At 63.5% G+C, this 26413-nt stretch carries 32 protein-coding genes; 16 read left to right on the top strand and 16 right to left on the bottom strand.

Features of this window, described 5'->3' with window-relative positions; genetic code table 11:
• Positions 1-17: 17 nt before the first annotated feature.
• Complete coding sequence (locus FJ967_RS07290; protein ID WP_140731029.1) at positions 18-422, bottom strand: VOC family protein; 405 nt, start codon at positions 420-422, stop codon at positions 18-20.
• 102 nt (positions 423-524) lie between these two features.
• On the opposite strand from FJ967_RS07290, the gene FJ967_RS07285 reads away from it, so the two are divergent.
• Positions 525-1157: a TetR/AcrR family transcriptional regulator gene (locus FJ967_RS07285; protein ID WP_140731028.1), complete on the top strand. Its 633-nt coding sequence runs from the start codon at positions 525-527 to the stop codon at positions 1155-1157.
• Positions 1158-1327: 170 nt separating this feature from the next.
• Positions 1328-2632, top strand: a complete 1305-nt coding sequence (locus tag FJ967_RS07280; RefSeq protein WP_140731027.1) for an FAD-binding oxidoreductase — start codon at positions 1328-1330, stop codon at positions 2630-2632.
• Between the two features lie 72 nt (positions 2633-2704).
• On the opposite strand, the gene FJ967_RS07275 is transcribed toward FJ967_RS07280, so the two are convergent.
• Complete coding sequence (locus FJ967_RS07275) at positions 2705-3178, bottom strand: MarR family transcriptional regulator (protein WP_140731026.1); 474 nt, start codon at positions 3176-3178, stop codon at positions 2705-2707.
• A gap of 97 nt (positions 3179-3275) precedes the next feature.
• On the opposite strand from FJ967_RS07275, the gene FJ967_RS33290 reads away from it, so the two are divergent.
• Positions 3276-3443, top strand: coding sequence for a hypothetical protein (locus FJ967_RS33290; protein WP_181175695.1), 168 nt, complete (start codon positions 3276-3278; stop codon positions 3441-3443).
• A 38-nt stretch (positions 3444-3481) separates the two neighbouring features.
• The gene (locus FJ967_RS07270; RefSeq protein WP_246675207.1) at positions 3482-4663 is read left to right on the top strand and encodes an NAD(P)/FAD-dependent oxidoreductase; all 1182 of its coding nucleotides are present in this window, start codon (positions 3482-3484) and stop codon (positions 4661-4663) included.
• A 145-nt stretch (positions 4664-4808) separates the two neighbouring features.
• Here the strand turns inward: FJ967_RS07270 and FJ967_RS07265 are convergent, their stop codons facing one another.
• The 3 genes from FJ967_RS07265 to FJ967_RS07255 all read right to left on the bottom strand — a co-directional run bounded on the left by FJ967_RS07265 (position 4809) and on the right by FJ967_RS07255 (position 7374).
• Positions 4809-6248, bottom strand: coding sequence for a GMC family oxidoreductase (locus tag FJ967_RS07265; RefSeq protein WP_140731024.1), 1440 nt, complete (start codon positions 6246-6248; stop codon positions 4809-4811).
• On the bottom strand, positions 6245-6430 hold the full coding sequence (locus FJ967_RS07260) for a hypothetical protein (RefSeq protein ID WP_140731023.1): 186 nt from the start codon (positions 6428-6430) through the stop codon (positions 6245-6247). The genes FJ967_RS07265 and FJ967_RS07260 overlap by 4 nt, the downstream gene beginning before the upstream one ends.
• 182 nt (positions 6431-6612) lie before the next feature.
• Positions 6613-7374 carry a GGDEF domain-containing protein gene (locus FJ967_RS07255; protein WP_140731022.1) on the bottom strand — a complete coding sequence of 254 codons (762 nt, stop codon included), beginning with the start codon at positions 7372-7374 and terminating at the stop codon, positions 6613-6615.
• A 161-nt stretch (positions 7375-7535) separates the two neighbouring features.
• Between FJ967_RS07255 and FJ967_RS07250 the strand changes: the two genes are divergently transcribed.
• Complete coding sequence (locus FJ967_RS07250; RefSeq protein ID WP_140731021.1) at positions 7536-8255, top strand: pyrimidine 5'-nucleotidase; 720 nt, start codon at positions 7536-7538, stop codon at positions 8253-8255.
• 84 nt (positions 8256-8339) lie between these two features.
• On the opposite strand, the gene FJ967_RS07245 is transcribed toward FJ967_RS07250, so the two are convergent.
• On the bottom strand, positions 8340-9185 hold the full coding sequence (locus FJ967_RS07245) for an LOG family protein (protein WP_081294967.1): 846 nt from the start codon (positions 9183-9185) through the stop codon (positions 8340-8342).
• A 225-nt stretch (positions 9186-9410) separates the two neighbouring features.
• Between FJ967_RS07245 and dapD the strand changes: the two genes are divergently transcribed.
• From dapD to FJ967_RS07225, 4 genes are all read left to right on the top strand, one after another.
• Complete coding sequence (dapD, locus tag FJ967_RS07240) at positions 9411-10265, top strand: 2,3,4,5-tetrahydropyridine-2,6-dicarboxylate N-succinyltransferase (RefSeq protein ID WP_140731020.1); 855 nt, start codon at positions 9411-9413, stop codon at positions 10263-10265.
• Positions 10266-10336: 71 nt separating this feature from the next.
• Entirely contained in the window at positions 10337-10690 is a 354-nt protein-coding gene (locus FJ967_RS07235; protein WP_140731019.1) for a DUF805 domain-containing protein, read from the top strand.
• Entirely contained in the window at positions 10683-11060 is a 378-nt protein-coding gene (locus tag FJ967_RS07230) for a DUF805 domain-containing protein (protein WP_181175694.1), read from the top strand. The genes FJ967_RS07235 and FJ967_RS07230 overlap by 8 nt, the downstream gene beginning before the upstream one ends.
• A gap of 13 nt (positions 11061-11073) precedes the next feature.
• On the top strand, positions 11074-11853 hold the full coding sequence (locus FJ967_RS07225; RefSeq protein WP_140731018.1) for a hypothetical protein: 780 nt from the start codon (positions 11074-11076) through the stop codon (positions 11851-11853).
• On the opposite strand, the gene FJ967_RS07220 is transcribed toward FJ967_RS07225, so the two are convergent.
• Positions 11753-12808 carry a 2-dehydropantoate 2-reductase gene (locus tag FJ967_RS07220; RefSeq protein ID WP_140731017.1) on the bottom strand — a complete coding sequence of 352 codons (1056 nt, stop codon included), beginning with the start codon at positions 12806-12808 and terminating at the stop codon, positions 11753-11755. The genes FJ967_RS07225 and FJ967_RS07220 overlap by 101 nt on opposite strands.
• 125 nt (positions 12809-12933) lie before the next feature.
• Between FJ967_RS07220 and dapE the strand changes: the two genes are divergently transcribed.
• Together dapE and FJ967_RS07210 are read left to right on the top strand one after the other, a co-directional pair.
• Entirely contained in the window at positions 12934-14127 is a 1194-nt protein-coding gene (dapE, locus tag FJ967_RS07215) for a succinyl-diaminopimelate desuccinylase (protein ID WP_140731016.1), read from the top strand.
• 5 nt (positions 14128-14132) lie between these two features.
• Positions 14133-14765, top strand: a complete 633-nt coding sequence (locus tag FJ967_RS07210) for a transporter (protein WP_140731015.1) — start codon at positions 14133-14135, stop codon at positions 14763-14765.
• On the opposite strand, the gene truA is transcribed toward FJ967_RS07210, so the two are convergent.
• The 4 genes from truA to def all read right to left on the bottom strand — a co-directional run bounded on the left by truA (position 14762) and on the right by def (position 17636).
• Positions 14762-15523, bottom strand: a complete 762-nt coding sequence (gene truA, locus FJ967_RS07205) for a tRNA pseudouridine(38-40) synthase TruA (protein ID WP_140731014.1) — start codon at positions 15521-15523, stop codon at positions 14762-14764. The genes FJ967_RS07210 and truA overlap by 4 nt on opposite strands.
• 121 nt (positions 15524-15644) lie before the next feature.
• Entirely contained in the window at positions 15645-16151 is a 507-nt protein-coding gene (locus tag FJ967_RS07200) for an N-acetyltransferase (protein ID WP_140731013.1), read from the bottom strand.
• Positions 16148-17095, bottom strand: a complete 948-nt coding sequence (gene fmt, locus FJ967_RS07195) for a methionyl-tRNA formyltransferase (RefSeq protein ID WP_181175703.1) — start codon at positions 17093-17095, stop codon at positions 16148-16150. Before fmt ends, FJ967_RS07200 begins: the two co-directional genes overlap by 4 nt.
• A 10-nt stretch (positions 17096-17105) precedes the next feature.
• Positions 17106-17636, bottom strand: a complete 531-nt coding sequence (def, locus tag FJ967_RS07190) for a peptide deformylase (RefSeq protein ID WP_140731011.1) — start codon at positions 17634-17636, stop codon at positions 17106-17108.
• Positions 17637-17739: 103 nt separating this feature from the next.
• Here def and FJ967_RS07185 point away from each other — a divergent pair, with 103 nt between their 5' ends.
• Positions 17740-18993, top strand: coding sequence for a DNA recombination protein RmuC (locus FJ967_RS07185; protein WP_140731010.1), 1254 nt, complete (start codon positions 17740-17742; stop codon positions 18991-18993).
• 12 nt (positions 18994-19005) lie between these two features.
• Here the strand turns inward: FJ967_RS07185 and FJ967_RS07180 are convergent, their stop codons facing one another.
• Positions 19006-19410 carry a GFA family protein gene (locus tag FJ967_RS07180; protein ID WP_140731009.1) on the bottom strand — a complete coding sequence of 135 codons (405 nt, stop codon included), beginning with the start codon at positions 19408-19410 and terminating at the stop codon, positions 19006-19008.
• Positions 19411-19526: 116 nt separating this feature from the next.
• Positions 19527-20480: a cation diffusion facilitator family transporter gene (locus tag FJ967_RS07175; RefSeq protein ID WP_140731153.1), complete on the bottom strand. Its 954-nt coding sequence runs from the start codon at positions 20478-20480 to the stop codon at positions 19527-19529.
• Between the two features lie 227 nt (positions 20481-20707).
• Here FJ967_RS07175 and FJ967_RS33930 point away from each other — a divergent pair, with 227 nt between their 5' ends.
• Both FJ967_RS33930 and sugE read left to right on the top strand, forming a co-directional pair.
• Entirely contained in the window at positions 20708-20833 is a 126-nt protein-coding gene (locus FJ967_RS33930) for a hypothetical protein (RefSeq protein ID WP_081294138.1), read from the top strand.
• Positions 20834-21033: 200 nt separating this feature from the next.
• Entirely contained in the window at positions 21034-21348 is a 315-nt protein-coding gene (gene sugE / locus FJ967_RS07165) for a quaternary ammonium compound efflux SMR transporter SugE (protein WP_140731008.1), read from the top strand.
• Positions 21349-21597: 249 nt separating this feature from the next.
• Here sugE and FJ967_RS07160 read toward each other — a convergent pair whose 3' ends face one another.
• Positions 21598-22026: a DUF6481 family protein gene (locus FJ967_RS07160; protein ID WP_140731007.1), complete on the bottom strand. Its 429-nt coding sequence runs from the start codon at positions 22024-22026 to the stop codon at positions 21598-21600.
• 219 nt (positions 22027-22245) lie between these two features.
• Here FJ967_RS07160 and FJ967_RS07155 point away from each other — a divergent pair, with 219 nt between their 5' ends.
• Complete coding sequence (locus FJ967_RS07155) at positions 22246-23307, top strand: LLM class flavin-dependent oxidoreductase (protein ID WP_140731006.1); 1062 nt, start codon at positions 22246-22248, stop codon at positions 23305-23307.
• A gap of 57 nt (positions 23308-23364) precedes the next feature.
• Here the strand turns inward: FJ967_RS07155 and FJ967_RS07150 are convergent, their stop codons facing one another.
• Together FJ967_RS07150 and FJ967_RS07145 are read right to left on the bottom strand one after the other, a co-directional pair.
• Positions 23365-24201 carry a helix-turn-helix transcriptional regulator gene (locus tag FJ967_RS07150; protein WP_246675206.1) on the bottom strand — a complete coding sequence of 279 codons (837 nt, stop codon included), beginning with the start codon at positions 24199-24201 and terminating at the stop codon, positions 23365-23367.
• A 97-nt stretch (positions 24202-24298) separates the two neighbouring features.
• On the bottom strand, positions 24299-24865 hold the full coding sequence (locus tag FJ967_RS07145; RefSeq protein ID WP_140731005.1) for a carboxymuconolactone decarboxylase family protein: 567 nt from the start codon (positions 24863-24865) through the stop codon (positions 24299-24301).
• 321 nt (positions 24866-25186) lie between these two features.
• Here FJ967_RS07145 and FJ967_RS07140 point away from each other — a divergent pair, with 321 nt between their 5' ends.
• Positions 25187-26335, top strand: coding sequence for an AI-2E family transporter (locus FJ967_RS07140; RefSeq protein ID WP_140731004.1), 1149 nt, complete (start codon positions 25187-25189; stop codon positions 26333-26335).
• Positions 26336-26413 lie beyond the last annotated feature (78 nt).

Genomic DNA, 26413 nt, shown 5'->3' with positions numbered 1-26413 from the left:
GCCTTGGTTCAGCTGGGCTATTGCATCGCGGCCGGGTTCATCCACAGCAATTCCCAGACGTTGCCGTCGGGATCCTCGATGTGGCGGTTGAACATGAAGCCGAGATCCTGTGCCGGATTGGGATCGGCACGGCCGCCTGCCGCCACGCCCTTGTCGATCACGGCGTTGACCTCGTCCTTGCTGTCGGTGGTGAGCGCGATCAGCATCTGGCTCTCACGCCTGGGGTCGCCGATCTGCCGCGCCGTGAACTGGCTGTAGTGCTGGTGCGTAAGCAACATGACCCCAATGGAGTCCGAGAACATGATCGAGCTGGCCTGATCGTTCGAGAACTGCGGGTTCAGCGTGCCTCCGATCGCGAGATAAAACCTGGTCGCCACCTGAAGATCGCGCACTGGCAAATTTATAAAGATCATCTTGGTCATCGGTTTAAACCTTGCCTTCGTTGACAGGTACTAGTCAGTCCAGTACCGTTTTCATGGCTATCATAAGGGAACGGTACCGTCTAGTACTGTTTGCGAGGGACCATGAAAATCGACGGCGAGACCAGATCGGCACGCAAGGACCGTGAGATCATCCAGGCGGCGACGGCGGCGTTCATAGCGAAGGGTTATGATGGAACCAGCATGGAGGAAATCGCCACCAGGGCGGGAGCCTCCAAGCAGACCGTCTACAAGCATTTCAAGGACAAGGAGACGCTTTTCGGCGAAGTGGTTCTATCAACCGCTGCCCAGGTCAACGATATTATCGAGTCCGTGACGACACTGCTTTCGGAGGCGAAATTCATGCAGGGCGGCCTGCAGCAGCTTGCTCGACGTCTGGTCACTGTTCTCATGGATGAAGAACTGTTGAAGCTGCGGCGCCTGATCATCGCCAACGCGGATCGAATGCCGCAACTTGGCCGTAGCTGGTACGAAAAAGGTTTCGAGCGCATGCTCGCCTCGATGGCGTCCTGCTTTCAAAAGCTCACCGACAGGGGACTGATACAGACCGGCGATCCCCATCTGGCGGCCAGCCACCTTTTTGGGATGCTGCTTTGGATCCCGATGAATGAAGCCATGTTCACCGGAAGCAACCCACGCTCCAAATCCGACCTTGAACGGCATGCGGATGCCTCGGTGAAAGCGTTTCTCGTCGCCTACGGGGTCCAGCCGAAATAATCCCGTTCGCAGGCAAGAGGCCCGGTGACGTGAAGATGGCACGCTCGCCGTGCCGACCACGAAGTGGTACGGCAAGAACCACAGCGCCAAGTGAGGTCATCCACCGGCTGCCTCCGGGCAGTGGAGGCCTCACTCCACCACATGAAACGATCCTCGCAGCAAAGTCACCGATGGCCTATCCGGACACCTACTACGCACGCACCCAGACCGACCGCAAGACAAGGCCTGCGCTGCAAGGCGATGCGCAGTGCGACGTTGCCGTCGTCGGCGCGGGACTGGCCGGGCTGACGGCGGCGCTGCAACTGGCACGCGCCGGATTGCGTGTCGCCGTGCTGGAAGCACAGCTCGTCGGTTTCGGTGCCTCGGGCCGCAATGGCGGCTTCGTCACGCCCGGTTTCGCCACTGGCGGAGACGCCATTGCCGCACGTGTCGGCAAGATAGCGGCGCGCGACCTGCACCAGCTCTCGATCGAAGGCGTCGAATTCGTGCGCGACACGATCGAGACCCTCGCAATATCGGCAGCCATGCCGCGTCCCGGCCTGCTCAGCGTTTTACGCTACGACGACGGCGACGCGCTCAAGGCGTATGCCGACCAGATGGCTCGCGACCACGGCTATGAACTTCAGTATCTCCAGACAGAAAAGGTCCGGTCGGTGCTGAAATCCGCCCGCTACCATCAGGGGCTGCGCGACCCGAGCGCCTTTCACATCCACCCGCTCAACTATCTGCGTTGCCTGGCCGACGAGATCGAGCGCCTCGGAGGCAAAATCCATGAGGGGTCGGAGGTCGTGCAATGCGACCTGTCTGGACCGCAAAAGATGCTGCGCACCCGACAGGGCACGCTTCGGGCCTCCCACGTCGTGCTGGCGACCGGCGGCTATACCGGCCCGGTATTTTCTCAACTCCATCGCGCCTTCCTGCCGATCGCGACCTATGTGATGGTTTCCGAGGCGGCTCCCCGCCTTGTCGCGCAGGCCATCGCCACCGCGGAGGCCGTCGGCGACAACAGGCGGGCCGGCGACTATTATCGCCTGGTCGAGAACGGCAATCGGCTCTTGTGGGGCGGACGCATCACCACGCGCGCCGCGTCGGCCGACGCGCTGGCGCGCGAACTGCGCCGCGAGATGGTCGGCACCTATCCGCAGCTTGCCGGCCTCAAGACCGAATTGGCCTGGTCGGGGCTAATGTCCTACGCGCGGCATCTGATGCCCCAGATCGGAGAGTTGCAGCCGGGTGTCTGGTACTGCACTGCTTTCGGCGGGCACGGCCTCAACACCACGGCGATCGCCGGCAAAATCGTCGCGGAAGGGATTCTGGGCGCTTCGGACCGCTACCGGCAGTTCGCGCCGTTCGGGCTGAGCTGGGCCGGCGGCGCCGCCGGCCTCGCCGCCGCGCAGCTCACCTACTGGAAATTGCAGGCGCAGGACTGGTGGCGGGAACGCCGCGCCACCCCCAAGGGCGAGGTGACGGCATGATCGGCGGGCGTGATTCTTTGCCTTCCCAGCCGGCTTGCGTTCAAGGCGGCGTGTCTAGCGCGGCCGCGGTTCCTAGGCCTTCAGTCGCTCGAGCTGGGCACGCTGCAGGTCGAGCGCGGCATTGACGAAACGTGAGATGGTCGCGAGTTCGGCCTCGCTGAATGTGGCGATGACCTTTTCCCCCTCCTTGGCGATGGCGCCGTAATAGCGCTCCGACAAGGCGCGTGTCGCCTCGGTCCCCTCTATCACCACCTTGCGCCTGTCCTCGAGACTGCGTGTGCGCGTGACAAGACCTCGCGCCTCCAGCCGATCGATCAGCGCCGTCACCGCGGCAGGCGTCAGCCCGGTCGCCGTCGCGATGGCGCCGGCCGATTGCGGGCCGCCATAGAGCAGCCCCAGGCAATGCCGTTCGGCCGCGTTGAGCTCAAGCTTCGCCCCCACGGCCTCATCGTAAGCCTGCGTCGCGTCCTGCCATTGCATAACGGCGAGGCCGATTGACGCCGACAGCACGGCACGATTTTCGCTTGACGTATTTATTTCGATCATCTAACTATCAATCTGTCTAACATTTAGACCATTGCACAAATATGCGGTCATGTCTCGGACAAAGCAAGAGCCCGGCCGCCCGACAAGGATATGAAAAATGAGCCTGATTCAACAACGTTCGCCCCTCTCCCACGACGAGGAGTATAAATACGCCAAGCTTGCCATGGAGTGGTATGGCTGGGGCTCCCCCATCGGCCTCGGCATCCTGCTGGTGTCGCTGGCGGCCGCCGCCGTTCTGGTGCGCATCGCCATCCACGGCCTGTAACGATGACCGTTACGCGCACAGGCGTCGGAGCTTTGCCGGTGGCCATCATCGGCGCCGGCGTCGGCGGACTGGCTCTCGCCGTGATGCTGCGCCGGCAAGGTTTCGGCGTCAGCCTGTTCGAAGCAAGGTCACGCGAGGCGCTCAGCGAAGGCGCCTTCCTCACTCTGGCGCCCAACGGGATCAATGCCTTGCGGGCGCTTGGGCTTGCCCAGCGCATCACGGCGCTCGGCATTCCCACGCTCGGCTTCGAGATCACGAACGCCGCCGGGCGCCGTCTCGTCCATCTCGACGAGCGGCAGTCCATGCGCGAGGCCGGCGCCGAGAGCATCACCATCAGACGCTCGGATCTGCTCGGTGCGCTGCTGGACGAGGCACAGGCGCTTCGCGCCGACATCCGCTTCGGCCACGCGCTTGCCGACATCGAAAACCAGCCGGAGGGTGTGCGCCTGACCTTCGGCAACGGTGTGCGGGTCGACGCCGGCTGGCTGGCGGGTTGCGACGGTGTCTGGTCGCGCGTCCGCCGGCCCTGCTTCCCGGCCTCGCCGGATCCTGTCTATACCGGGCTGACCGGCACCGGCGGCACGATCGATGTTCCATCCGTGGCTCCGACCGACGGGTTCATGCACATGGTGTTCGGCGAGCAGGCATTCTTCGGCTACATGAAGGCGGCGGACGGACCGGTGTTCTGGTTCGATTCCTTCCCGCTCAGCGAGGACGCGGCGACGGCGCGGCCCGAACCGGCGCAGCTGGCCGCGACGGTTCGCCAACTGCATGCCGGCGACCCCGGGACGATCCGCGAGATTGTCGGCGCCATCGCGGAAGTTCCGCGCGCCTATCCGGTTTTCGACATGCCCCATCTGCCACAATGGCACACCGGCAATGTGGTCGTGCTGGGCGACGCGGCGCATGCCGTCTCCCCGCATGCCGGGCAAGGCGCGTCGATGGCCATCGAGGATGCCGTGGTGCTGGCCGCGTGCCTGGGCGCGACGCCATCGCCGTCGCAGGCCTTCGCTGCCTTTCAGGCGCTGCGCCGGGATCGCGTCGAACACATCGTCAAGATCAGCCGGCGCATCGGCACGCAAAAGCAGGCAAAGGGCCGCCTCGCCCTGTTCCTGCGCAATCTGATCCTGCCATTCTTCGTCCGCTTCGGCGCGCGCACCACCCGCGCCATCACGCTTTACCGCGCCGACCTGGCGCCGCTCGAAAAGCCATCGATCTGATGACGGCCGCGCCCTGCGCGAGCGCGGCCATTCCGCCAGCTTCCTACAGCATGTCGCGGCGAATAGGATTCGCCGACCTACTGTAAGCTTCTGATATTATGCATGTCGTTGTCCCGGAACCGAGGACACTTCCGGGCGACACGCATTAGACCGAAACCACCTTGCTCAAATGGTCGCCCAGCCGGCAGGCGAGCGCGGTGATGGTGGTGGTCGGGTTGGCTTGACCGGATGTGCAGAACACCGAGGAACCGCCGACATAAAGATTGTCCATGCCATGCACCTTGCAGTTGGCGTCCACCACGCTCCTGGCAACGTCGGTGCCCATTCGCGTACCGCCCATGTGATGATGACCGGCGGTTTCCTCGTTGGTCGGATAGTCCTCGCCGTTGGCGATCCAGTCCATGAGCCGAACGCGGCCGAGGTCCTTCTCGATCAGCGTCGTGCCGAACAGTTTCAGCCCCTCGACAAGCGTGCGGCGCTCCAGTTCCGATTTCTTCCAATGAAGTTCGATGCGCGGCACGCCGGCATGATCGACATCGGTCTTCGACAGTTCGACCTGGTTGGAGGCGAGCGGCGCCTGTTCCCAGGCGACATAGAGCTGGGCCGCGCAGCGCAGATTCTGGCTGAGCTTGGAGGACATCCATTCGGCCATATCGGGCGCGGTGCAGGCGAGGTCAGCGACAAGGCTTTTGACGCCCGCATAAGGCGTCTCGATCAGCCTGATGCCGAAATTCATGATCTTCAGGCGCTCCATGGCGGCAAGCGTCGGCGAGAAGAAAGCCTCTTTGACGTCGTCGACCTCGAACTCGCCATAGTTGGCCAGGATGGCATTGCCACCCTCGAAGGTCGGGTGCTCCATCCAGTAGCGGCCAAGGGCGGCGGCATTCGGCACGACGCCGCCATTGGAGCGCTGGTTCGACCACAGAAGCAGCCGCGAATTCTCCAGCCCGCCGGTGCAGACGATGAAATAGTCGGCGTTGAAGGTGCCCGCATCCCTGCCGTTGGACCACAGCCTGGCGCCCGTCACCCGCTTGCCGTCGCCGGCAAGCTCGGTGGCATAGGTGTTGAGAACGACGGCTATGTTCCTGCTCTTGTCGAGTTCGTCGCCGAACTTCTCCGCAAAGCGCACCGCCGGGCTCTTGATCAGCTGCACCCAGCGGATGTCGTCGGAGATCGGAACGTCCGGCCGGAAATCGGCAAGGTCGAGAATATCGTGCACTTCCGGGAGGTAGGGTTCGATGTCGGCGCGGCGGATCGGCCAACCTGTGTCGGGCGCCCAGGCTTTCGGCTCGAAATCCTGCTTGTCGAGCACGCGGCACCAGCCGGCCCAATGATTGGAACTGCCGCCCATGAACCGCAGCCGGGTGATGTCGAGATCGAAATAGAAATCGCCCACCGTGGAGCCGCGGTAGAAATCCTGCGACTCGTCGCTGAAATCCCGCGAACCGGCTTCCAGCACCACGACCGGGATGCCGGCCGCATCCAGTTTTCTGGCGATCGTGGTGCCGGCCGGACCGGAACCAAGGATGCAGACCTTCGGCGCGAAGCTGGCGGCGCGATACGCCTCGTAGCTGTCGAAGATCATGCCAGGTCACTCCGCTTCAGGATCCAGCCATTGACCTCGACGATTTCGTCGGGGTCGGCCAGGGATGCGCCGGCATGCGCGGTGTTGGCATCAGGCAGCTTGCCAAGCACGGACAGGGCAGGCAGGGCGACCAGCGCCTGCACGAGCGCGCGGCGCGACATTTTTTTTATGAAGAAACTCATGACAGGTCTCTCGAACAGGGGCTTCGATGCGCGCGATGACGTTCCCCGAACGGCACACGCATCTTCACCGAAGCCAGTATCGTGCCAAGGATGGGCTTAAGGCCGTGAAATGGCGATAGGCCGCGCAACAGGCTGCGAACAGGGTTAGGGAGTCCTTAACGGGCCGGGTTGGCCCGGACCGTTCATGCGGCTTCGGAAATGTCGGTATCCAGGATCGTCAGGTTGCGGCCGCCATGCTTGGCCTGATACAGGCGCCGGTCCGCGGCCCGCATCAGTTCCGATACGTTGGCATCCTCGCCGCAAACGGTGCCGCCGATGCTGACGGTCAACGGAATGGTCCGTTCATCGACTGGCCGGAAGCGGATGAGCTCGACCTCGCGGCGGATGCGCTCGGCGACACGCTTGGCCTCCTTGTCGGTGGCGCCGATCAGGAACGCACCGAATTCCTCGCCGCCGATACGGCCCAGCACATCACCGGCGCGCACGCCGCGCTCGATGGCGCTGGCGATCAGCAGCAGCGCGTCATCGCCGGTCAGATGCCCGAAATTGTCATTGATGGTCTTGAAGTGATCGGCATCGATGATCAGCAGGGCGCCGCGGTCGGACTTGCGCCGCGAGCCGTCCAGCGCGGCAAAGAAGCTCTCCCGGTTGAGCATGCCGGTCATGTCGTCGCGGCTCGCCTTTTCCGCCAGGCGGCGGTGCGCGGCGGCGAGTTGGGCATGCGCACGGGCAAGTTCGCGATGCGCGTTCTTCAGCCGGTCGCTCTGCCAGAACGTGCTGGCGCACGCCGCCCAGGCAAGCACCAGCGGACAGAGCGTCGAGGTCAGCCAGATGGTGCGGGTGATCGGGAAGCCCATGGCTGGGACGATGATCAGGGTCAGCAGGAGAGAGACGGCGACGGAGGCGAAAGCGATGGCGGCGGATTTGAGAATGATGCTGTTCATCGCGAACTCCCCACAGGACTGTCTCTGTGCCAGCAAGCCCTGAAGGCTACCTTTCCCGGATGATTAAAATTTGAATCGCGAGGCTGTTTATGCAACCTCAACGGGCAGAGGTTGTGGATAAAGTCCCTTTCAGAATCCCTGTTTCATGCCATAAGAAGCGCATGACGACGCTTCCCGATCCCGCCCGCTTCGCCCATGTCACCGACTGGGTGTTCGACCTCGACAACACGCTCTATCCGCACCACTCCAATCTGTTCTCGCAGATCGACGTCAAGATGACCGCCTATATCGGGGAGCTGCTGGCATTGCCGCGCGAGGATGCGCGCAAGCTGCAGAAGGAACTCTATCTCGAATACGGCACGACGCTGAACGGGCTGATGACGCGCCACGGCATCGACCCGGACGACTTCCTCGAGAAGGTGCATGACATCGACTATTCCTGGCTGGTGCCCGATCCTGTCCTGGGCACCGCCATCCGCCAGCTTCCCGGCCGCAAGTTCATCTTCACCAATGGCGACCGCAGGCACGCCGAGCGCACCGCGCGCCAACTCGGCATCCTCGACCATTTCGACGACATCTTCGATATCGTCGCCGCCGATCTCAACCCCAAGCCGGCGCGCCAGACCTATGAGAAGTTTGCCGAGCTGCACGCCGTCACCGGCCACAATGCGGTGATGTTCGAGGACCTCGCCCGCAACCTGGAGGTGCCTAAGGCGCTGGGCATGACCACGGTTCTCGTGGTGCCGCGCAATTTCGAGCCGACCTTTTCGGAAATCTGGGAACGCGATCCGGCGCAGGAAGACGACGTCGATTACGTCACCGATGACCTGGCGACGTTCCTGACGGGGATAGTTGCGGGGGTAGAGGAATTGAAGAATTGAGAAACTGGGGAATTGAAGAACTGGGGAATGATCCGGTCCTCTTTTCCTCAATTCTTCAATTCCCCAGTTCCTCAGTTCTCCGTCCTACTCCCCTAATTTGTAAAACCTGCTGATGATCCCCCAGGCCTCATCCGCCGTGTCGACGAAGTCGATAATGTCCTGATCACCGGGGCTGATCGTGCCCTGCTCGGCGAGGAAGTCGAGATCGATCGCCCGTTTCCAGAACGACTTGCCGAACAGGATCACCGGCACGCGCTCCATGCGCCCGGTCTGGATCAAGGTCAGTGTCTCGAAGAACTCGTCCATGGTGCCGAAGCCGCCGGGAAACACCGCGACCGCCTTGGCGCGCATGACGAAGTGCATCTTGCGAATGGCGAAATAGTGGAAGTTGAAGCAGAGTTCCGGCGTCACATAGGGGTTCGGCGCCTGCTCGTGCGGCAGCACGATGTTGAGACCGATCGACGGCGCGCCGACATCGTCGGCGCCGCGGTTTCCCGCTTCCATCACGCCAGGCCCGCCACCGGTCACCACGACATATTCGCGATAATAGGAAGCGGCGGACTGCTGCGAGCAAAGGCGGGCGAATTTGCGCGCCTCCTCGTAATATTTGCTGTTTTCCTCGAGGTTCTTCTTCTGCGTCTCGTTCTTGGCCGCCCATGCCTCGCCGCCGGGCTCGGGCAGGCGCGCGCCGCCGAACAGGATCACCGTCGAGCGGATACCGCGCTCGGCCAGGATCATTTCCGGCTTCAGGAGTTCGAGCTGCAGCCGCACCGCGCGCAGTTCGCGCCGCGTCATGAAGTCGGGATCGTTCCAGGCCAGCCGGTAGGTCTCGGCCCGTGTCTGCGGCGTGTCCGGCACGCTCTTCGACCGCTCCAGATCCTCGTCCGAATGCGGTAGCGGCGTCCATCCCGCCTTTTCCATAGGAGTCATCGAGTCCACCCGTCCAAATTCCCTTACTTGCGCCGTCCCATGACGCAGGCGCGATTGACCCCCATTGAGCCTTAACATAAGCAGGTTCCGCAAAAGTGTGCGGCGGTTTTGCGACAAGAACCTGCTACATGCAAAGACCCGGGCAGGCAAAGCCTGCCAGGCGTCCGCGCGACTCTTAAACAGGTTAAGGCGCAGCCCTTAACAGCTTGGTAATGGAGCAAATTCATGTCGAAGCCCGATCTGGCGAGCCTCGAAAAGACCATCGACAAGGCCTTCGAGGAACGTGACGCCATTTCGACCGCGACCCGCGGCGAGGTGCGCGACGCCATCCAGTCGGCGCTCGACCTGCTCGACCGTGGGGCCGCCCGCGTCGCCGAGCGGCAGGCCGACGGCAAATGGCATGTCAATCAGTGGCTGAAGAAGGCGGTGCTGCTCTCCTTCCGGCTCAACCCGATGGAAATCATCAAGGGTGGTCCGGGCGAGGCCGTGTGGTGGGACAAGGTGGCGTCGAAGTTCGATGGCTGGAGCGCCGTCGATTTCGAGAAGGCGGGCTTCCGCGCCGTCCCGTCGTCGATCGTGCGCCGTTCCGCCTATGTCGCGCCGGGTGCCGTCCTGATGCCGTCCTTCGTCAATGTCGGCGCCTATGTCGATTCCGGCACCATGGTCGACACCTGGGCCTCGGTCGGCTCCTGCGCCCAGATCGGCAAAAACGTCCACCTTTCCGGCGGCGTCGGCATTGGCGGCGTGCTGGAGCCGATGCAGGCCGGCCCGACCATCATCGAGGACAATTGCTTCATCGGCGCGCGTTCCGAAGTGGTCGAAGGCTGCATCGTGCGCGAGGGTTCGGTGCTCGGCATGGGCGTCTTCATCGGCCAGTCGACCAAGATTGTCGATCGAGCTACCGGCGAGGTCTTCTATGGCGAGGTACCGCCCAATTCCGTCGTCGTCGCCGGCTCGATGCCGGGCAAGGCTTTTCCAAACAACGAGCCCGGCCCCGGCCTCTATTGCGCCGTGATCGTCAAGCGCGTCGACGCCAAGACCCGGTCCAAGACCTCGATCAACGAATTGCTGCGCGATTGATCTTTTCGAAAAGCAGGAGCACCTTCCGCCGGCGCGGCAATGGGTCGCGCCTGACATGACGGAGGGGTGACATGGACTGGAAATATCTGCTGACCAGCTACGAGGGTCGCATCAACCGCGCGAAGTTCTGGGCTTGTGTGGGCGTCATTTTCGTCGGCGCGATTGTCGCGATGATCCTCGACAATATCCTCGGCACGACATTCAACAGCATGCCCTATGGTTTTATCTATGTGGTATACACGCTCGCCATGCTCTATTCGATCTTCGGCGTCTACGCCAAACGCTGGCATGATCGCGGCAAGTCGGGCTGGTGGACGCTGATCGCTCTCGTGCCCTTCATCGGTGCCATCTGGCTGCTCGTCGAGCTAGGAATTCTCGAAGGCACCAAAGGTGCCAATCAATACGGACCGGACCCGCTTGCCTGACAGATCGGATCTCATCTGGCTTTTCTTCAAGACATCGGGCCGCGTCAGCCGCGCGGCCTATTTTCTTGGCGGCCTGCTCGTCGCCATCATCCAGGCGTTCCCGCTGTACCGCTTCACGCTGGTGCCGGAAGGCTCGCCCGAGAGCAATATGTGGTCGTTCATCTTCTTCATCGCCTTCATCGCCTCGCTGTGGTCGAATATCGCGCTGGCGATCAAGCGCCTGCACGACCTCGACAAGCCCGGCATTGCGGCGCTGATCCTGTTCGTGCCGGTCGTCTCGATCGTCGCCTTCCTTGTCTTGTGCCTGTTTCCAGGGCAGCCTGGACCCAACCGTTACGGCCGGCGCACCAACGAGCCGGCTCAACCCTGAGGACCTGTCGGGCATGCGCTACCGCACGCTTGATCCGAAACTGATCGTCGAGACCGCCGAACGTCTGGAAGGGCGCATTGCCGATCGCTTCCCGCAAGCAGGGTTGCGCGGCGTCGCGACCGAACTGGTGTCGCTGTCGCGCGACCTCGCCAAGGCGGCAAAGGCGCTGGAGGAGCCGATCTGGTGGCTGCGCGGCCTGATCGTCGCCGCCTTCATCGCCGGTGTGCTGGTGTTCCTGTTTGTCGGCACCATCCTGCCGCTCGACCGTATTTCAGGAAGCGACGACGCGGTGCAATCGGTGCAAGGCATCGAGGCTTCGATCAACACCGTCATCCTCGCGGTGCTCGGCTTTCTGGCGCTGATCCGCACCGAGGAGCGCATCAAGCGCAAGAAGGTCTTTCGTCAGCTGCACGGCCTGCGCTCGCTGATCCACGTCATCGACATGCACCAGTTGACCAAGGATCCAGCGACGCTGTCGGCCAGTTTCAAGCCAACGGCGCATTCGCCCGCCCGCCGCCTCACCAATGCCGCCGATCTGGCGCGCTATCTCGACTATTGTTCGGAGATGCTGTCGATCACCGGCAAGATCGCGGCCCTGTTCGCCCAGTCGGTCAATGACGATATCGTCATCGACGGCGTCAACGACATCGAGAATCTGAGCTCCAATCTATCCCGGAAAATCTGGCAGAAGATCACGCTGATCGAGGGCCGGCCGGCGGCGCTTGAAGCTTCTCCGGCACCAGACCCGGCGAGCCAAGCCGCTCGGCTTCCGCCGCACGCACCAAAGCGCTGATCCGCTGGATCGTCGGCGCCGGCGTGCCGGCTTTTTCGGCGAGCCGCAAGACTGCGCCCTGCAGGTCGTCGATTTCCGTCGGCCGGCCTCGCTGCAGATCATCCCACATTGACGAGCGCGCCTCGGGGTCGATCGCCAACATGCGGCGCGCCAGCAGCTTGAACAGCCAGTCGGGCAGCCTGAGCACTTTCGGCAGCAGCGCCGGCCGCAGGCCGGCGATGCGCGCCGGCTCGATGGCGGACGCCTTCATCGCCAGCAAGGCCTCGTCGATCTGGCCGGCCAGGACCAGCCGCCAGCGCCTGTCGGCAAGTTCGGTGGCCAGCGGCAAACCCGACAGCGCCACCAGCGCGTTGTTCAGGTTCATCAGCAGCTTGCCCCACAGAACGGCCTTCATGTCGCCATGCGTTTCGACGGCGAGCCCCTCGACATTGAGAAAACCGGCGACGTCGGGAAGGCCCGCAAGACCGCCCTCTTCGATCATCACCTTGCCGTGGCTGGCGCGATGGACGTTGAGCGGCAGTTCGCCGTCGGCCGACTGCACGACATTGAACGGCACCATGCCTGCCAAAACCGTTCTTTGGCCAAGTATAGCGCGCAGCCTGTCGGCATTGCCGACGCCGTTCTGCAGGCTCACCACCACGGCATCCGGGCGGGCATGGGCCTTGACGAGTGCCGCCATCTCCTGCGTCGCGCCGCTCTTGACGGTGACCAGGATCACATCGGCCCCGGGCAAGGCGACGGCTGGATCGGTGGTGACGGCGAGTTGTTCCGGCTTGACGAGGCGATCACGGCCTTCGAGGTCGCTGACGCGCAGCCCGCCCTGCCGCAACGCTGCCTCGATGCGCGGCCGGGCCAGCAGTGCAACCTGCCGCCCGGCTAGCGCCAGGCAGCCGCCGGCATAACAGCCAATGCTGCCGGCGCCGGCAATGACGATCCTTTTTTCCTTGTCAGCCATCTCTTGCTCCGCACCAGTTCTGTTATACGACATGAAAACCATAATGTCGGCGGTATGTCAGGCCATAGCGCTGGCCCCTACGTCTGGCCGTGACAGGCGTTTCGCTTTCGACTATCGCTTTTGCCATGACGCTGCCGACCGATCCCGCCGCAAACCTTGCCTCCCTCATCCGCTGTGCCTCGGTGACGCCAGCCGAAGGCGGCGCGCTCAGCGCGCTGGAGGCGATGCTGAAACCGCTTGGTTTCCTGGTGGACCGGCCTGTCTTCTCCGAGGACGGTACGCCCGATATCCAGAACCTCTATGCCAGGCGCTCCGGCAACGGCCCGCATCTGATGTTCGCGGGCCATACCGACGTCGTGCCGGTCGGCGACGAAGCGGCCTGGACGCATCCGCCTTTCGCCGCCGAAATCGCCAATGGCGAGATGTATGGCCGCGGCGCGGTCGACATGAAGGGCGGCATAGCCTGTTTCATCGCGGCGGTGGCACGCCATGTCGAGCAGAAGGGCGGGCCGAAGGGCTCGGTTTCGCTGCTGATCACCGGCGACGAGGAAGGTCCGGCCATCAACGGCACCGTCAAGCTGCTCGAATGGGCCGCGTCCAAGGGCGAGAAATGGGACGCCTCGATCGTCGGCGAGCCGACCAATCCGGATACGCTCGGCGACATGATCAAGATCGGCCGGCGCGGCTCGCTGTCGGGCAGCATCACCGTCAATGGCCGCCAGGGCCATGCCGCCTATCCACAGCTCGCCGACAATCCGGTGCGCGGACTGATGAGCCTGGTGGACGCCTTGCTGCATCCCGTCTTCGACAAGGGCACGAAGGATTTCCAGCCGACCAATCTGGAGGTCACCTCGATCGATGTCGGCAATCCGGCCACCAACGTCATCCCGGCCAAGGCGACCGCGATCTTCAACATCCGCTTCAACGACACATGGACGGCCGAGACGGTCCAGGGCGAAATCCACAATCGCCTCGATCAGGCGGCCGGGCGCAAGAAATACCGGCCGGGCAAGAAGACGCCGATCGACTATGACCTGGTCTGGCGCGACCGGCCGAGCCATGTCTTCCTGACCCGCGACGACAGGCTGATCGAGACGCTGAGCGGCTCGGTCGGTGCCGTGGTCGGCAAAAAGCCGGCGCTGTCCACCTCCGGCGGCACATCGGACGCGCGCTTCATCAAGGATTATTGTCCGGTGGTCGAATTCGGCCTGGTCGGCAAGACCATGCACATGGTCGACGAACGCGTCGCCATCGCCGACCTGGAAACGCTGACGCGAATCTACCAGCGCTTCATCGAAGACTGGTTCGGACAGGGCTGACCAGCATGCTTTCGGCGGACGAAACCCAAGCTTCGCTGACCGGCGCCTGGCGGCTGATGCTCGGCAAGGCCGATGGCCTGCGCCTGCTCGACCTGTCGGCCGACGGTTTCTGGAATTCGTTTTTCGCCATAATCGTCGCGGCGCCGGCGCTGATCGTCGGCTGGGTCGGTATCGCCAACGAGATCGGCGATCCCGACGCCTTCGCCGGCCGCTTCTCAATGCTATTGCGGCTGGCGACGGTCGATATCGGCTCCTGGGTGCTGCCGCTGGTCGCGCTCGCCCTGGTGGCGCCGCGCGCCGGCATTGGCGGCCGCTTCGTCCACTATGTCGTCGCCAGCAACTGGGCCTCGGCCATCACCGCCTGGCTGATGCTGCCCTCGGCCCTGATCAGGCTCTTCCTGTCCTCGACAAGCCAGGTTTCCAGCCTTGTGTCGCTGCTGCTGTTTTGCCTGTCCATGGTGCTGACCTGGCGCATGACCAATGTGACGATCGGCAAGGGCGCGGCCGTCGGCACCGCCGTTTTCGTCGGCATGTTCATCGCGTCGCTGCTTGTGCTGTTCGGGCTGCAGATGCTGCTGGGCATCACCGTGCCGGACGATGTCGGGGCACAGAGCCTTTCCAGGCTCTATCCGGGTTAGACAGCACCCTGGCCGGGATAATCCACGCCTGTCAGGAAAAGCCCATCGGGCGGCGCCACCTGGCCGCAGGCGGCGCGATCCTTCGCCTCGAGCGCCGCCTTGAGATCGGCTGACGTCCAGCCGCCGTCACCGACGCGCTTCAGCGAGCCGACCATGGAGCGCACCTGATTGTGCAGGAAGGACCGTGCCGAGGCTCTCACCTCGATCATGTCGCCCTCCCGGTTCACATCGAGCCGCTCCAGCGTCCTGACCGGGCTGTTCGCCTGGCACTGGGTGGAGCGGAAGGTGGTGAAGTCGTGCCGGCCGAGCAGGAGCTTCGCCGCCTCATGCATGGCGCCGGCATCGAGCCGCTTCGGCACCCACCACACCTTGCCCTTGTCCAGCGCCGAGGGCGCCCGCCGGTTGAGGATGCGGTAGAGATAATGCCTGCCGGTGGCCGAGAAGCGGGCATCGAATTCGTCGGGAACGATCGCAGCCTTCAGAACGGCGACATGCGCGCCGGATGCCTGCAGATGGGCGTTGATGGCATCGCGCACCTTGTCGCCGGACCATTCCTTGGCGAGGTCGACATGCGCCACCTGCGCGGTCGCATGCACACCGGCATCGGTGCGGCCGGCGGCGCGCAAGCGGACCTCTTCGCCGCTGAATTTTTCGACCGCCTGCTCGATCGCCTGCTGCACCGAAGGCTGGTCGGCCTGATGCTGCCAGCCGGCAAACAGGCTGCCGTCATATTCGATATCGAGGCGAAAACGCGGCATTTGCGGCTATAGCTCTCGCCTCGAGCAATTCCAGGAAAAACGTGAAACGGGTTTTCGTTCGGAATTGCGTTGAACCAAAGAGATAGAGCAGGTCACCGTTTCCATGAAACGGTAGACTGCTCTACGCGGCCAGAGCGGTAAAGGCGGAGGCATAGACCAGCCTGCCGGCTTCGGGAGCATCACCCCAGGCCAGCGCCTGCAGCGCTTCGCCCTGGTATTGGCTCTCGAACTTCTCGGCGCGGGCATGGCTGTAGCCGAAACGGCCGTAGTAGGCCGGATCGCCCAGCACCACGGCCAGCGTCTCGCCGGCTTCCTTGAGCCGGATATGGCCTTCGCGGATCAACGCGCCGCCGATGCCGCTGCCATGGAAGGAAGGCTCGACCGCCAATGGCGCCAGCGCCACGGCGGCAAAGCTCTTGCCGCCGCTCTGGACGAACAGCCGCGAAAACAGGATGTGGCCTACCAGCTGGCCGTCCTCTTCCGCCACCAGTTCTACGACGGCGTCGCCACCGGTTACTAACGCATCGACCAGGCCTGCTTCCGCCTGCTGGCCGAAAGCGTGTTCCTCGACGAGGCGGATGGCCTCGCGGTCCCGCGGCGTCGCCGCGCGTATCGACATCATGCTCATGAGAATTTCAGTCCTTTTTCGATCTTGGCTCCGCGCAGAAACTCCTGCGCGGCAGCGGGCTTCCCGCCCGCACGTTGAACTTCGACCAGCCTGATCGCGCCGCTTCCGCAGGCGACCGTCAGCCGGTCATCGAGAATTCCTCCCGACTCGCCCTGGTCTCCCGAAGGCGACAGGCCATCCGGAAGCGTCGAGCGAAGCAGTTTCAGCCGTTCCATGCGGCCGCCAATTTCTATCTCGGACCAGGCGCCGGGAAAGGGCGACAGGCCACGAATGCGGTTGTGGACCTCGACAGAAGGCCGTGTCCAATCCAGGCGCGCCTCGGATTTATCGATTTTCCTGGCGTAAGTCACCCCTTCCATGGCCTGCGTGGAAAATGTCAGGGTGTTGTCTTCCAGCCCCGTCAGCGCTTTGACCATCAGGCCAGCGCCAACGCTCATCAACCGATCATGAAGATCGCCGGCTGTCATATCGGGGTCGATGGCGCATTTTTCAACCAGTCCCACCGGGCCGGTGTCGAGGCCCTCCTCCATGCGCATCACCATCATGCCGGTCTCGGTATCGCCGGACATGATGGCGCGCTGGATGGGCGCGGCGCCGCGCCAGCGCGGCAAAAGCGAGGCATGACCGTTGACGCAGCCAAGCCGGGGCGCGTCCAGAACCGCCTTGGGCAGCAGCAGACCATAGGCGACGACCACGGCGACATCGGCGCCAAGGGCGGCAAAAGCAGCCTGCTCGGCCTCGCCCTTCAACGATGTCGGCGTGCGCGCTTCGATGCCAAGCCGCTCCGCCTCGCGCTGAACCGGCGACGGCGTCAATTCCAGCCCGCGCCGGCCGGCCGCGCGCGGCGGTTGCGTATAGACGGCCGCGATCTCATGCCCGGCCTCGGCAATCGCGCGCAGCGTCGCCACCGAAAACTCCGGCGTGCCCATGAAGATGACGCGCAGGGGCATTGCCCTATCCTGCCAGCTTGCCCGGCGCCTTGTCCCTGGCGATCTTCTTGAACTTCTTCACCACCATGTCGCGCTTCAGCTTGGAGATGTGGTCGATGAACAGCACGCCGTTAAGATGGTCGATCTCGTGCTGCAGACAGGTCGCCATCAGGCCCTCGGCCTCCATCTCCTGCAGCGCGCCGTCGCGGTCGAGATATTTGACCCGCACGGAAGCCGGGCGCTCGACCTCGGCATAGTAATCCGGAATCGACAGACAGCCTTCCTCGTAGACGGAACGCGCGTCGGCGCTGTCGAGAATCTCGGGATTGATGAAGACATGCGGCGCCGGCGTTTCGTCCTCCTTGGCGAGGTCGATCACCAGCATGCGCAACGGCTCGCCGATCTGGATTGCCGCCAGCCCGATGCCGGGCGCGTCATACATCGTCGCCAGCATGTCGTCGGCCAGTTTGCGCAAGGGCGCGTCGACACGCTCCACCGGCTTGGAAACCTGGCGCAGGATGGGGTCGGGAAGAATGATGAGCGGCTTGATCGGCATGGCGTTCCAACTAAGACCTCAAAAGAAAGGCGTCAACCGTTGGACGTGCGTCTCGTTCACGTTTTGATCTGTGCTAGCAAGCCGAATCGGCTATGCTGTCCACATGAATGATCTGAGCACCATCCTTTCGGAGCCTGTCGCCCGGCTTGGCGCCACCACGATCACGCTCGGCCACGCCTTGGCCTTCGGCGCCCTTTTGTTTCTCGGCCTGTTCGTGGCGCTGGTTATCGCACTGTGGCGCGCGGCCAAGGCGCGCGCGGTCGCCGCCGCGGAAGCCGCCGACCACGCCCGCGACGCCGAGGCGCGGATGGCCGGCATATTGCAGAGCCAGGCCGAGATGCAGGGCCGCATGGGCGCAATCGCCGAAGTATTCGGCGCGCGCCAGGCCGAACTGACGCAGTCGATCGGCCAGCGGCTCGACGCCATGACCGGCCGTATCGGTCAGACCATGACCGAGCAGACCAAATCCACCCATGAGAGCCTGGCGAGACTGCAGGAGCGGCTGGCGGTCATCGACACCGCACAAGGCAACATCCAGTCGCTCGCCGGCCAGGTCGTGCAGTTGCAGGCAATCCTCTCCAACAAGCAGACGCGCGGCGCCTTCGGCCAATCGCGCATGGAGGCGATCGTCGCCGACGGCCTGCCGCATGGCGCCTACGAATTCCAGGCGACGCTGTCGAACGGCAGCCGGCCGGACTGCCTGGTGAAGATGCCGAACGGCGCGCCGTCGCTGGCCATCGATGCCAAATTTCCGCTGGAAGCCTGGAACGCCATCCGCGCCGCCGACGGCGCCGATCTGCAGAAGGTCGCGGCCCAGGCCTTCCGACGCGACATCGAGATCCATGTCCGCGATATTTCGGAAAAATACCTGCTCCAGGGCGAAACGCAGGACACCGCCTTCATGTTCGTGCCGTCGGAATCGGTGTTCGCCGAGATCCACGAGAATTTCGAAGCCGTCGTTCAGAAGGCGCACCGCGCCCGCGTCGTCATCGTCTCACCGTCTCTCTTGATGCTGTCGATCCAGGTCATCCAGGCGATCCTCAAGGATGCCCGCATGCGCGAACAGGCGCATCTGATCCAGGGCGAGGTCATCAGGCTGATGGAAGACGTCCAGCGCGTCGACGAGCGGGTGCGCAAATTGCAGGGCCATTTCGGCCAGTCGGCCAAGGACATCGAGGACATCCTCGTCTCGACCTCGAAAGTGACCAAGCGCGGCCAGAAGATCGAGGCGCTGGAGTTCGGGGAAGTCGAGCCCGACGCGCCGCGCGGCGCCGCCCCCAAGGTAGAGGCCGGCACGCGCGTGGCCGATTCCAAAACGGGGCAGTTGAGGCTGAGGGTCGTGGAAGGCGACGACTGAAAGTAGCCGGAGCTACTGTTCCTCCACCGTTGTCATGCCCTCGAATTCCGGGAGCCAGTGCAGCGCGGAACGGTGCCACTTTTGCTGTCTCGGAACCAGATCCTGACGTTGCCGCGCGGATCCAACCCTGATCCCATAGACCTTCGGGCCGTCGCCGACCGATGTCGCATAAAGATGCGAGCCGCAGTCGGCGCAGAAGGCCTGGGTACGCTTGGCGCCACTCGCCACCGTCTTGATATAGATTTTCGGAGAGCCCCTAGTGATCCGGTAGTGATCCTGCGACGCCGGGACGGTGACGCGAAACGCCGTGCCGGTCAGTTGCTGGCAATCGGTGCAGTGGCAGATCGAGGTCTTTTCCGGGTCGACCTCCGCCTCATAGGTGATGGCACCACAATGACAGCCGCCGTCGATCTTCATCGTCATTCCTCCAACATCGCTCGGCTGATCTTAGCCGCGCGGGACCGCGAGGCAACGGCGCGGCACTAGGCCAGGGCATGATCGCTATAGCGGGGCGATTTCCGGACCATGTTCAATTATCCGGACGCCGATTCGATCAGCTTGCGCCGCTGTTCCCAGGTGCCTGACGTCTGCGGCTTGACGAATAGCCGGGTGATCTCGGGCATTTCCTTCTTCAGCCGCGCCTCGATGCGCTCGACACAGGCCTCGATCTCCGGCGCCGCCAGATGGTCCTCGAATTCGATGCTCAGGCCGGCGACGATCTCGCGTGGCCCCAAATGGACCGTCAGCACGCCGTTCGCCCGCTGCACCGCCGGATCCTGCTGGGCGATCGCGAGCACCTTTTGCTGGACCTCGGGGGAGGCCGGCTCACCGATGAGCAGGCCCTTGCTTTCGCGCGCCAGGAAAATAGCCGTGGCGCCCAGTATGAGCGCGATGCCGATCGAGGCGGCGCCGTCGAGCTCGGGCATCTCGAAAATCTCCGCCGCCAATATGCCGGCGAAGGCGACGATCAGGCCGAGCAGCGCGGCACTGTCCTCGAACAAGACGGTATAGACGCTCGGATCCTTGCTCGATTGCACCGCCTGCAGCCAGCCCTGCCCACCCTTCTCCCGGCGAAATTCCTTCAGCGCCACCAGCCAGGAGCTGCCCTCGAACAGGAAGGACAGTCCGAGCACGATGTAGTTGACCTTGACGTTGGCGACCGGTTCGGGCGCCATGATGTGGACTATGCCCTCGTAGAATGACACCCCCGCGCCCAGCGCGAAGACGAGAAGGGCGACGATGAAGCTCCAGAAATAGAGTTCCCGGCCATGGCCGAGGGGATGCGTGCGGTCCGCCGGACGCGCGGCGCGGTGCATGCCGTAAAGCAGCAGGCCGCCATTGCCGGTGTCGACCAGCGAGTGCACGCCCTCCGACAGCATTGCTGAACTGCCGGTGAAGAAAGCGGCGGCGAACTTGGTCAGCGCGATCGCGAGATTGCCGGCTAGCGCCGCATAGATGACCGTCCTGGAGCCGCCGTGCCCTGCCATCGCTTCCTCGTCGTCGCCGATGTTGCGGGAGAGCTTAGCCGCCCTCGCGCGCAAGCTCCACATCCATCCTCAACGCATCGCCCGCCGATCCGTTCTGGCCACGGTGGGGCCGGACGGCCGGAAAGCGGTTGATACGCGCCGGGCAAGGGTGGCGGGACCCAAACAGCCCCTTGCCTAGAAACGCTTCTCTTGTTTCACTTCGCGTCCCGCAACTGGAGGAACGAATCATGGCTAAAGGTGCGATGAAGGCAGGCAAGGAAGCCCGCAAGCCGAAGAAGGATGCCAAGAAGCCCGCCGCCGCTCCGGCCCTCAAGGCGCCGCCGGTCAAGGCAATGCGGATCAAGGAAAAGTAAGTCTCGCCAATCCGGCGCGGCGGGATTTCACCGGCGGTATTGGGCAATGCCGCCGGCATGTGTTGATCGGGCGTTCGGAGAGCCCTATATCGATGGCGCGGGGACGACCTCGCACTTTCCGAAAAATCGGTCGGGACGACCCGCCCTTGTCGAACGAGCATCCGAGGCCGCGGGCCTGGATGTTTCGATGGAGCGCTCCGATGTCCTGGATTCTTCTGTTTTTTGCCGGCCTGTTCGAAATAGGCTGGGCAATCGGTCTCAAATACACCGATGGCTTCAGCAGGCTGGTTCCGACCGTGCTTACGGTCGCTTCGATGATCGTCAGCCTCACCTTGCTCGGCCTGGCGCTGAAGACGCTGCCCGTCGGCACCGCCTATGCGGTGTGGACGGGTATCGGCACAGTCGGCACCGCGCTGCTCGGTATCTGGCTGTTGGGCGAGCCGGCCACGGCGATCAGGCTTGCCTGCATCGCCCTCATCGTCTGCGGCATCATGGGGCTGAAGTTCGCGGCCTAGTTCACCGTTTCACGGAAACGGCGAACTGCCTAACTCTTTGTTTTGACGCAATTCCCAAGGGGAAGCGCTACGCGCTTCTCCCAGGAAAACCGTTTCACTTTTCCTGCAATTGCTCTCGGGGCGACCCGACGCGAACAGGCTAACGGACCCGCCCGGCAAGCATGTCCGGCGGTCCGGTTCATGCGCACAAACGCAAGCAGGGCCACAACAAGGCAGCCCTGGTTCATCATCTTGAAACGAGCGAAGCGCTCAGCGGCCGGTAAAACCGGGCGGGGCCCTGCCGTTGCGAGCCTTGCGCGCAGCATAGCGTGCGTCACGCTTGGCCTTGCGTTCGGCTTCGTCGGCCAGCAAGCGGGAGATGCGGTCGTTCTCTTCTGCTTCCCGGATCTTCGCTTCCGCCGCGGCGGCCTCTTCGGCGGCGATGCGCGCCGCTTCGGCGGCGGCCTCGCGCTCGGCCTTCTCGGCCGCCTCGCGTGCCAACTTTTCCTGCTTCAGCCGGGCCTTTTCGGCCTCGCGGATTTCACGGGCCGCAAGGATCGCCTTGCGTTCGGCCTGTCGCGCCAGCACCGCGGGATCGTCTGCTGCCGGCTTTGACTTGAAGCGCTCCAGAAGCGCCTTCTTTGCCTCGTTCGCGGCATTGCGCCGTTCGAATATGTCTTTTTCCCTGTAGATAGCCAAGTCCACTTCCTTGAAGTCTATTCGCGACGCTTACATACGCGCGAAAACCGGGAGTTCAAGCGCCAAAACGGTATGCCAGCCATGAAATTCCGGGATGTTGCACCCGGGAGACGCATTTGCCGCCGAAATCGACATGCACTGTTCACCAGCCGCCCTCTGGCGGCGTGGCGGGCGCGTCGCTACCTCTAGCGCAACAATCAACACACCGGGATGACATCAATGGAACTCGGCCTCTACACTTTTGCCGATGTAAGCCCTGCGCCGGGTCCCGGCGCCATCGGCCCGCACGAGCGGTTGCGCAACCTGATCGAGGAAGTCGAACTGGCCGACCAGGTCGGCCTCGACGTGTTTGGCCTCGGCGAACATCACCGGCCCGACTATGCCGCCTCGGCGCCCGTCGTGGCGCTGGCCGCGGCGGCGGAACGCTCGAAACGCATCAGGCTGACCAGCGCGGTCACCGTCCTGTCCTCCGACGATCCGGTTCGCGTCTTCCAGCAGTTTTCCACGCTCGACCTGTTGTCGGGCGGCCGGGCCGAGATCATGGCGGGGCGCGGTTCGTTCATCGAATCCTTCCCGCTGTTCGGCTATAATCTGGAAGACTATGACGAGCTGTTCGCCGAAAAGCTCGACCTTTTGCTTGCCATCCGCGACCAGGTGAAGGTCACCTGGTCGGGCAATCTGCGCGCCCCGATCAACGATCGCGGCGTCTATCCCCGGCCCTTCCAGGCCCGGCTGCCGGTCTGGATCGCCATTGGCGGAACGCCGCAGTCGGCCGCCCGCGCCGGCGCGCTCGGCCTGCCGCTGGCGCTCGCCATCATCGGCGGCGAACCGGCGCGCTTCGCGCCGCTGTTCGACCTCTACCACGAGGCCGCCAAGCGGGCCGGCAGCGATCCGGCGGGATTGGCCACCAGCATCAACGTACACGGCTTCATCGCCGACACGACCGAGCAGGCGGCGGACGATTTCTACGGACCGCAGGCCGAGGTGATGAACCGTATCGGCCGTGAGCGCGGCTGGGGTCCGACATCGCGGGCGCATTTCGACCAGTCGCGTGGTCCCAGCGGCGCCCTGTTCGTCGGCAATCCGGAGCAGGTCGCGGAAAAGATCGTCGCCCAGCACAGGATTTTCAACAACGACCGCTTCCTGCTGCAGATGGCGATCGGCACCATGCCGCACGCCAAGATCATGAAGGCGATCGAGCTTTACGGCACCAAGGTGGCGCCGATCGTGCGCAAGGAAACGGCGAAACCCGCACCCGCCGTGGCGGCGCCTGTCGCGTGAACTCGATGGGGCCCGCGAGAGCAGGGCCCCATTCCATCCGCCCCGCGATGCGCAGGCCTATGGCTTTGGCCGGTGCGAGGCCGCGTCCATCATCGCGGCATGATGGATTTCGGTCGCCTCGTCGGCCGGGAACATGCACTCGATGCGTAGTTCCTGGGCGGCGACGGTTTGGGGGGTGCCTACAGTTGTGATCATCGAAAAATAATTCAAGCGGCGACCGTCCTTGACGAAGCCGAGCGGGATGACCGGCATGAAGCCGATCGCCACCGGATTCTTCCACTCGCTCTCCACATCCGGATAGTCGAGCAACGCCGTCAACAGATCCCTGGTCCTTTGATCGACGACGCGGCCGATGGATTCGCGATAGACGCGCTCGAACAGGCCGCGTGCTACCTCGGGCCAATTGGCGACGAACGGGCGCATACCTTCGGGATCGAACATCAGGTGGAGCATGTTGCGCGGCGCTTGCCGAGCGGCCATGTCCAGGAAACAGCCGAAGAAGAGCGGCGCGGCCTGGTTGGTCATCAGCACGTTCCAGTACCGGTCCATGACCAGCGCCGGATAGGGTTCATGCTGCCGCAGAATCCGCGTCAAGGCATCGGTCACGCTTCTCATTTCCACGGAATCCCAGGCGCCTTCGGAAAACATCGGCGCGTAGCCCGCCGCCAGGAGCAAAGCGTTGCGCTCGCGCAAAGGGACGTCGAGCGCCCCGGCGATAGCCATCAAGGTGTCGCGGCCGGGAACGCTGCGTCCGCTTTCGATGAAGCTGATCTGCCTTTGCGAGATGCCGGTGTCTAGGGACAGGTCAAGCTGACTTTTGCCACGCACATTGCGCCAGTAACGCAAGAGCGTACCCAGGTCGGGTGTCATGGTCGTTCCAGGATTCGTTTTCATGGAATGCTGTCCTCGACGTCCCTCGACGATACACCGATGCGATCACGCTTGTCCGACGACGCATGGCACCAGCAGGTCCCATGCGCCGTCGATCGGGTCAGGCGGCAATCGCGGCGATGGGAGACCATGCCTGCGCCTGGAAGCGATCCTCGATCGGCGTACCGGCCACATTGGTGGTGGTTGCCGCCATGGTGGAAACGCCGACGCCGGTTACCACTTCCAGAATCTGGGCCTTCGAATAGCCGGCCGAAGTAAACGCATCGATGTCGGCATCGCTGACATTTCCCTTGTTTTCGATCAACGCCTTGGTAAGCGCCGAGAGGGCCGCATATTTCGGGTCCGCCGGCAACCTACCATCCCGGATCGCCTTGACCTCGCTCGGGGCAATCCCGTCCTCGATGGCGAATGTAGAATGCGCGGCGACGGTCCAGGGACATCTGATCGTGACCGCGTTGGTGAGCAGCAGCACCTGCTTTTCGATCTCGTCGAAGCTTCCGCCGTGAAAACTGCCGAAGCTCGAGACGAAACCATTGAGGAGAACCGGATTGTTTGCCATCGTCGCCATGACATTGGGAAGAAAGCCGAATTTTTCCGTCAACGACGCCAGAGCGGGTCTGGATTGTTCCGGTGCCGACTCGAGTGTCTGAAGAGTGAACCTTTGCATTGTAGAATCCTCTGTTCAAATATCTGTTTCTGACCACATGGATAGTTTCCGCGCTGCGCCATGACATGGTGCTATCGATCGCGCGTTGCACCGCCGGATTACATGAACCCGCTGCGCGAAAACATGCCTTGTATTACTCGTGCTGGAAGCATGGTCTCAATTACATCGAATGTAATATTTCGGGCGGCGCACTTCATTGGATCCGAGCCCGCACCGGAGACTTCGCTCCTGAAGCCGGCTCATGGAACCTCCGCCCGCGACTGCGCGTTTCTTCCGTGCATTGCCGACCGCTGAGGGGCGCGCCGGCGCGAGGGGATCAGCATGAAGACCGAACCCGCAGCCTTGGCCGCAGGCGTCGCCGACGACCCCGATCCGCGTGCCCAGGCGCGCGCGGATTTGCGGCTGATGCGGTCGCTGCTGATCGGCATCTTCATTTTGATGACCACCGCGGCGATCTATTTCGGCAAGGCTTTTTTCATGCCGGTCATGCTCGCCTTCCTGCTGACGCTGACCCTGACGCCAATCGTCCGTTTCCTGCGCAAGCGGGGCATCCCGGAGGTGGTTTCGGCGACAATGCTGGTGCTTTTCTCGATCTTCGTGTTCACCAGCGCCGGCTACCTGCTCAGCGGACCGGTCATCGATCTGCTCAACAACACCTCCTCGATCGGCCAGCAGCTCACGGAGCGGCTGGCGCAGTTCAAGCGGCCGCTGGCGCGGATGATGGATCTTGCCCATCAACTCGAAGCGCTGACCGAGACCTCCCAGGAACCGGGCGTGCAGCGGGTCGCGGTGGCCCCGTCCGGCATCCTGTCCACCGCCGCCAGCAACATTCTCGACGCGGGCACCAGCATCACCATCGTTTTCGTGCTGTCGCTGTTCCTGCTCGCCTCCGGCACGCTGTTCTACGAGAAGATCATCCAGTCCTTCGCCAGCCTCAGCCAGAAGAAGCGGGCGCTGCGCGTCGTCTACGACGTCGAGCGCGAGATCTCGCATTACCTGCTCACCGTCGCCGTCATCAACGCCGGGCTGGGCGCCGTCATCGGGCTGGGGCTGTGGGGGCTCGGCATGCCCAATCCGCTGGTCTGGGGCGCGGCGGCGGCGCTGCTCAACTTCCTGCCCTATGTCGGGGCGCTGATCACCATCCTGCTGGTCGCGGTCATCGCGCTGATCAGCTTCGACACGATCACCTACGCGCTCCTGGCGCCCGCCTTCGTCATCCTGTGCGATATCGTCGAAGGCCAGTTCGTAACGCCGATGGTGGTCGGGCGGCGGCTCGAGATCAACGCCGTGGCGATCTTCATCGCCATCGCTTTCTGGTCATGGCTGTGGGGCTTCGTCGGCGCGTTGATGGCGGTGCCGCTGCTGGTCGTCATCAAGGTGTTCTGCGACCATTTCGAAGGTCTCAGTCATGTCGGCAATTTTCTCGCCGCGCAACATGCCACGGTCGTGGAAGAGGAAGCGGACGAATAGGACGGCCAGGCCGCCGCGTAAGCGGCGCTCGGTTTGCGGCGGCGGTATCGAATGCCTATATCCGGCCGATCAGTGCCG

Source organism: Mesorhizobium sp. B2-3-4 (assembly GCF_006442315.1).
Taxonomy (GTDB): Bacteria; Pseudomonadota; Alphaproteobacteria; order Rhizobiales; family Rhizobiaceae; genus Mesorhizobium.
This window is presented reverse-complemented; position numbering and strand designations above follow the sequence as displayed.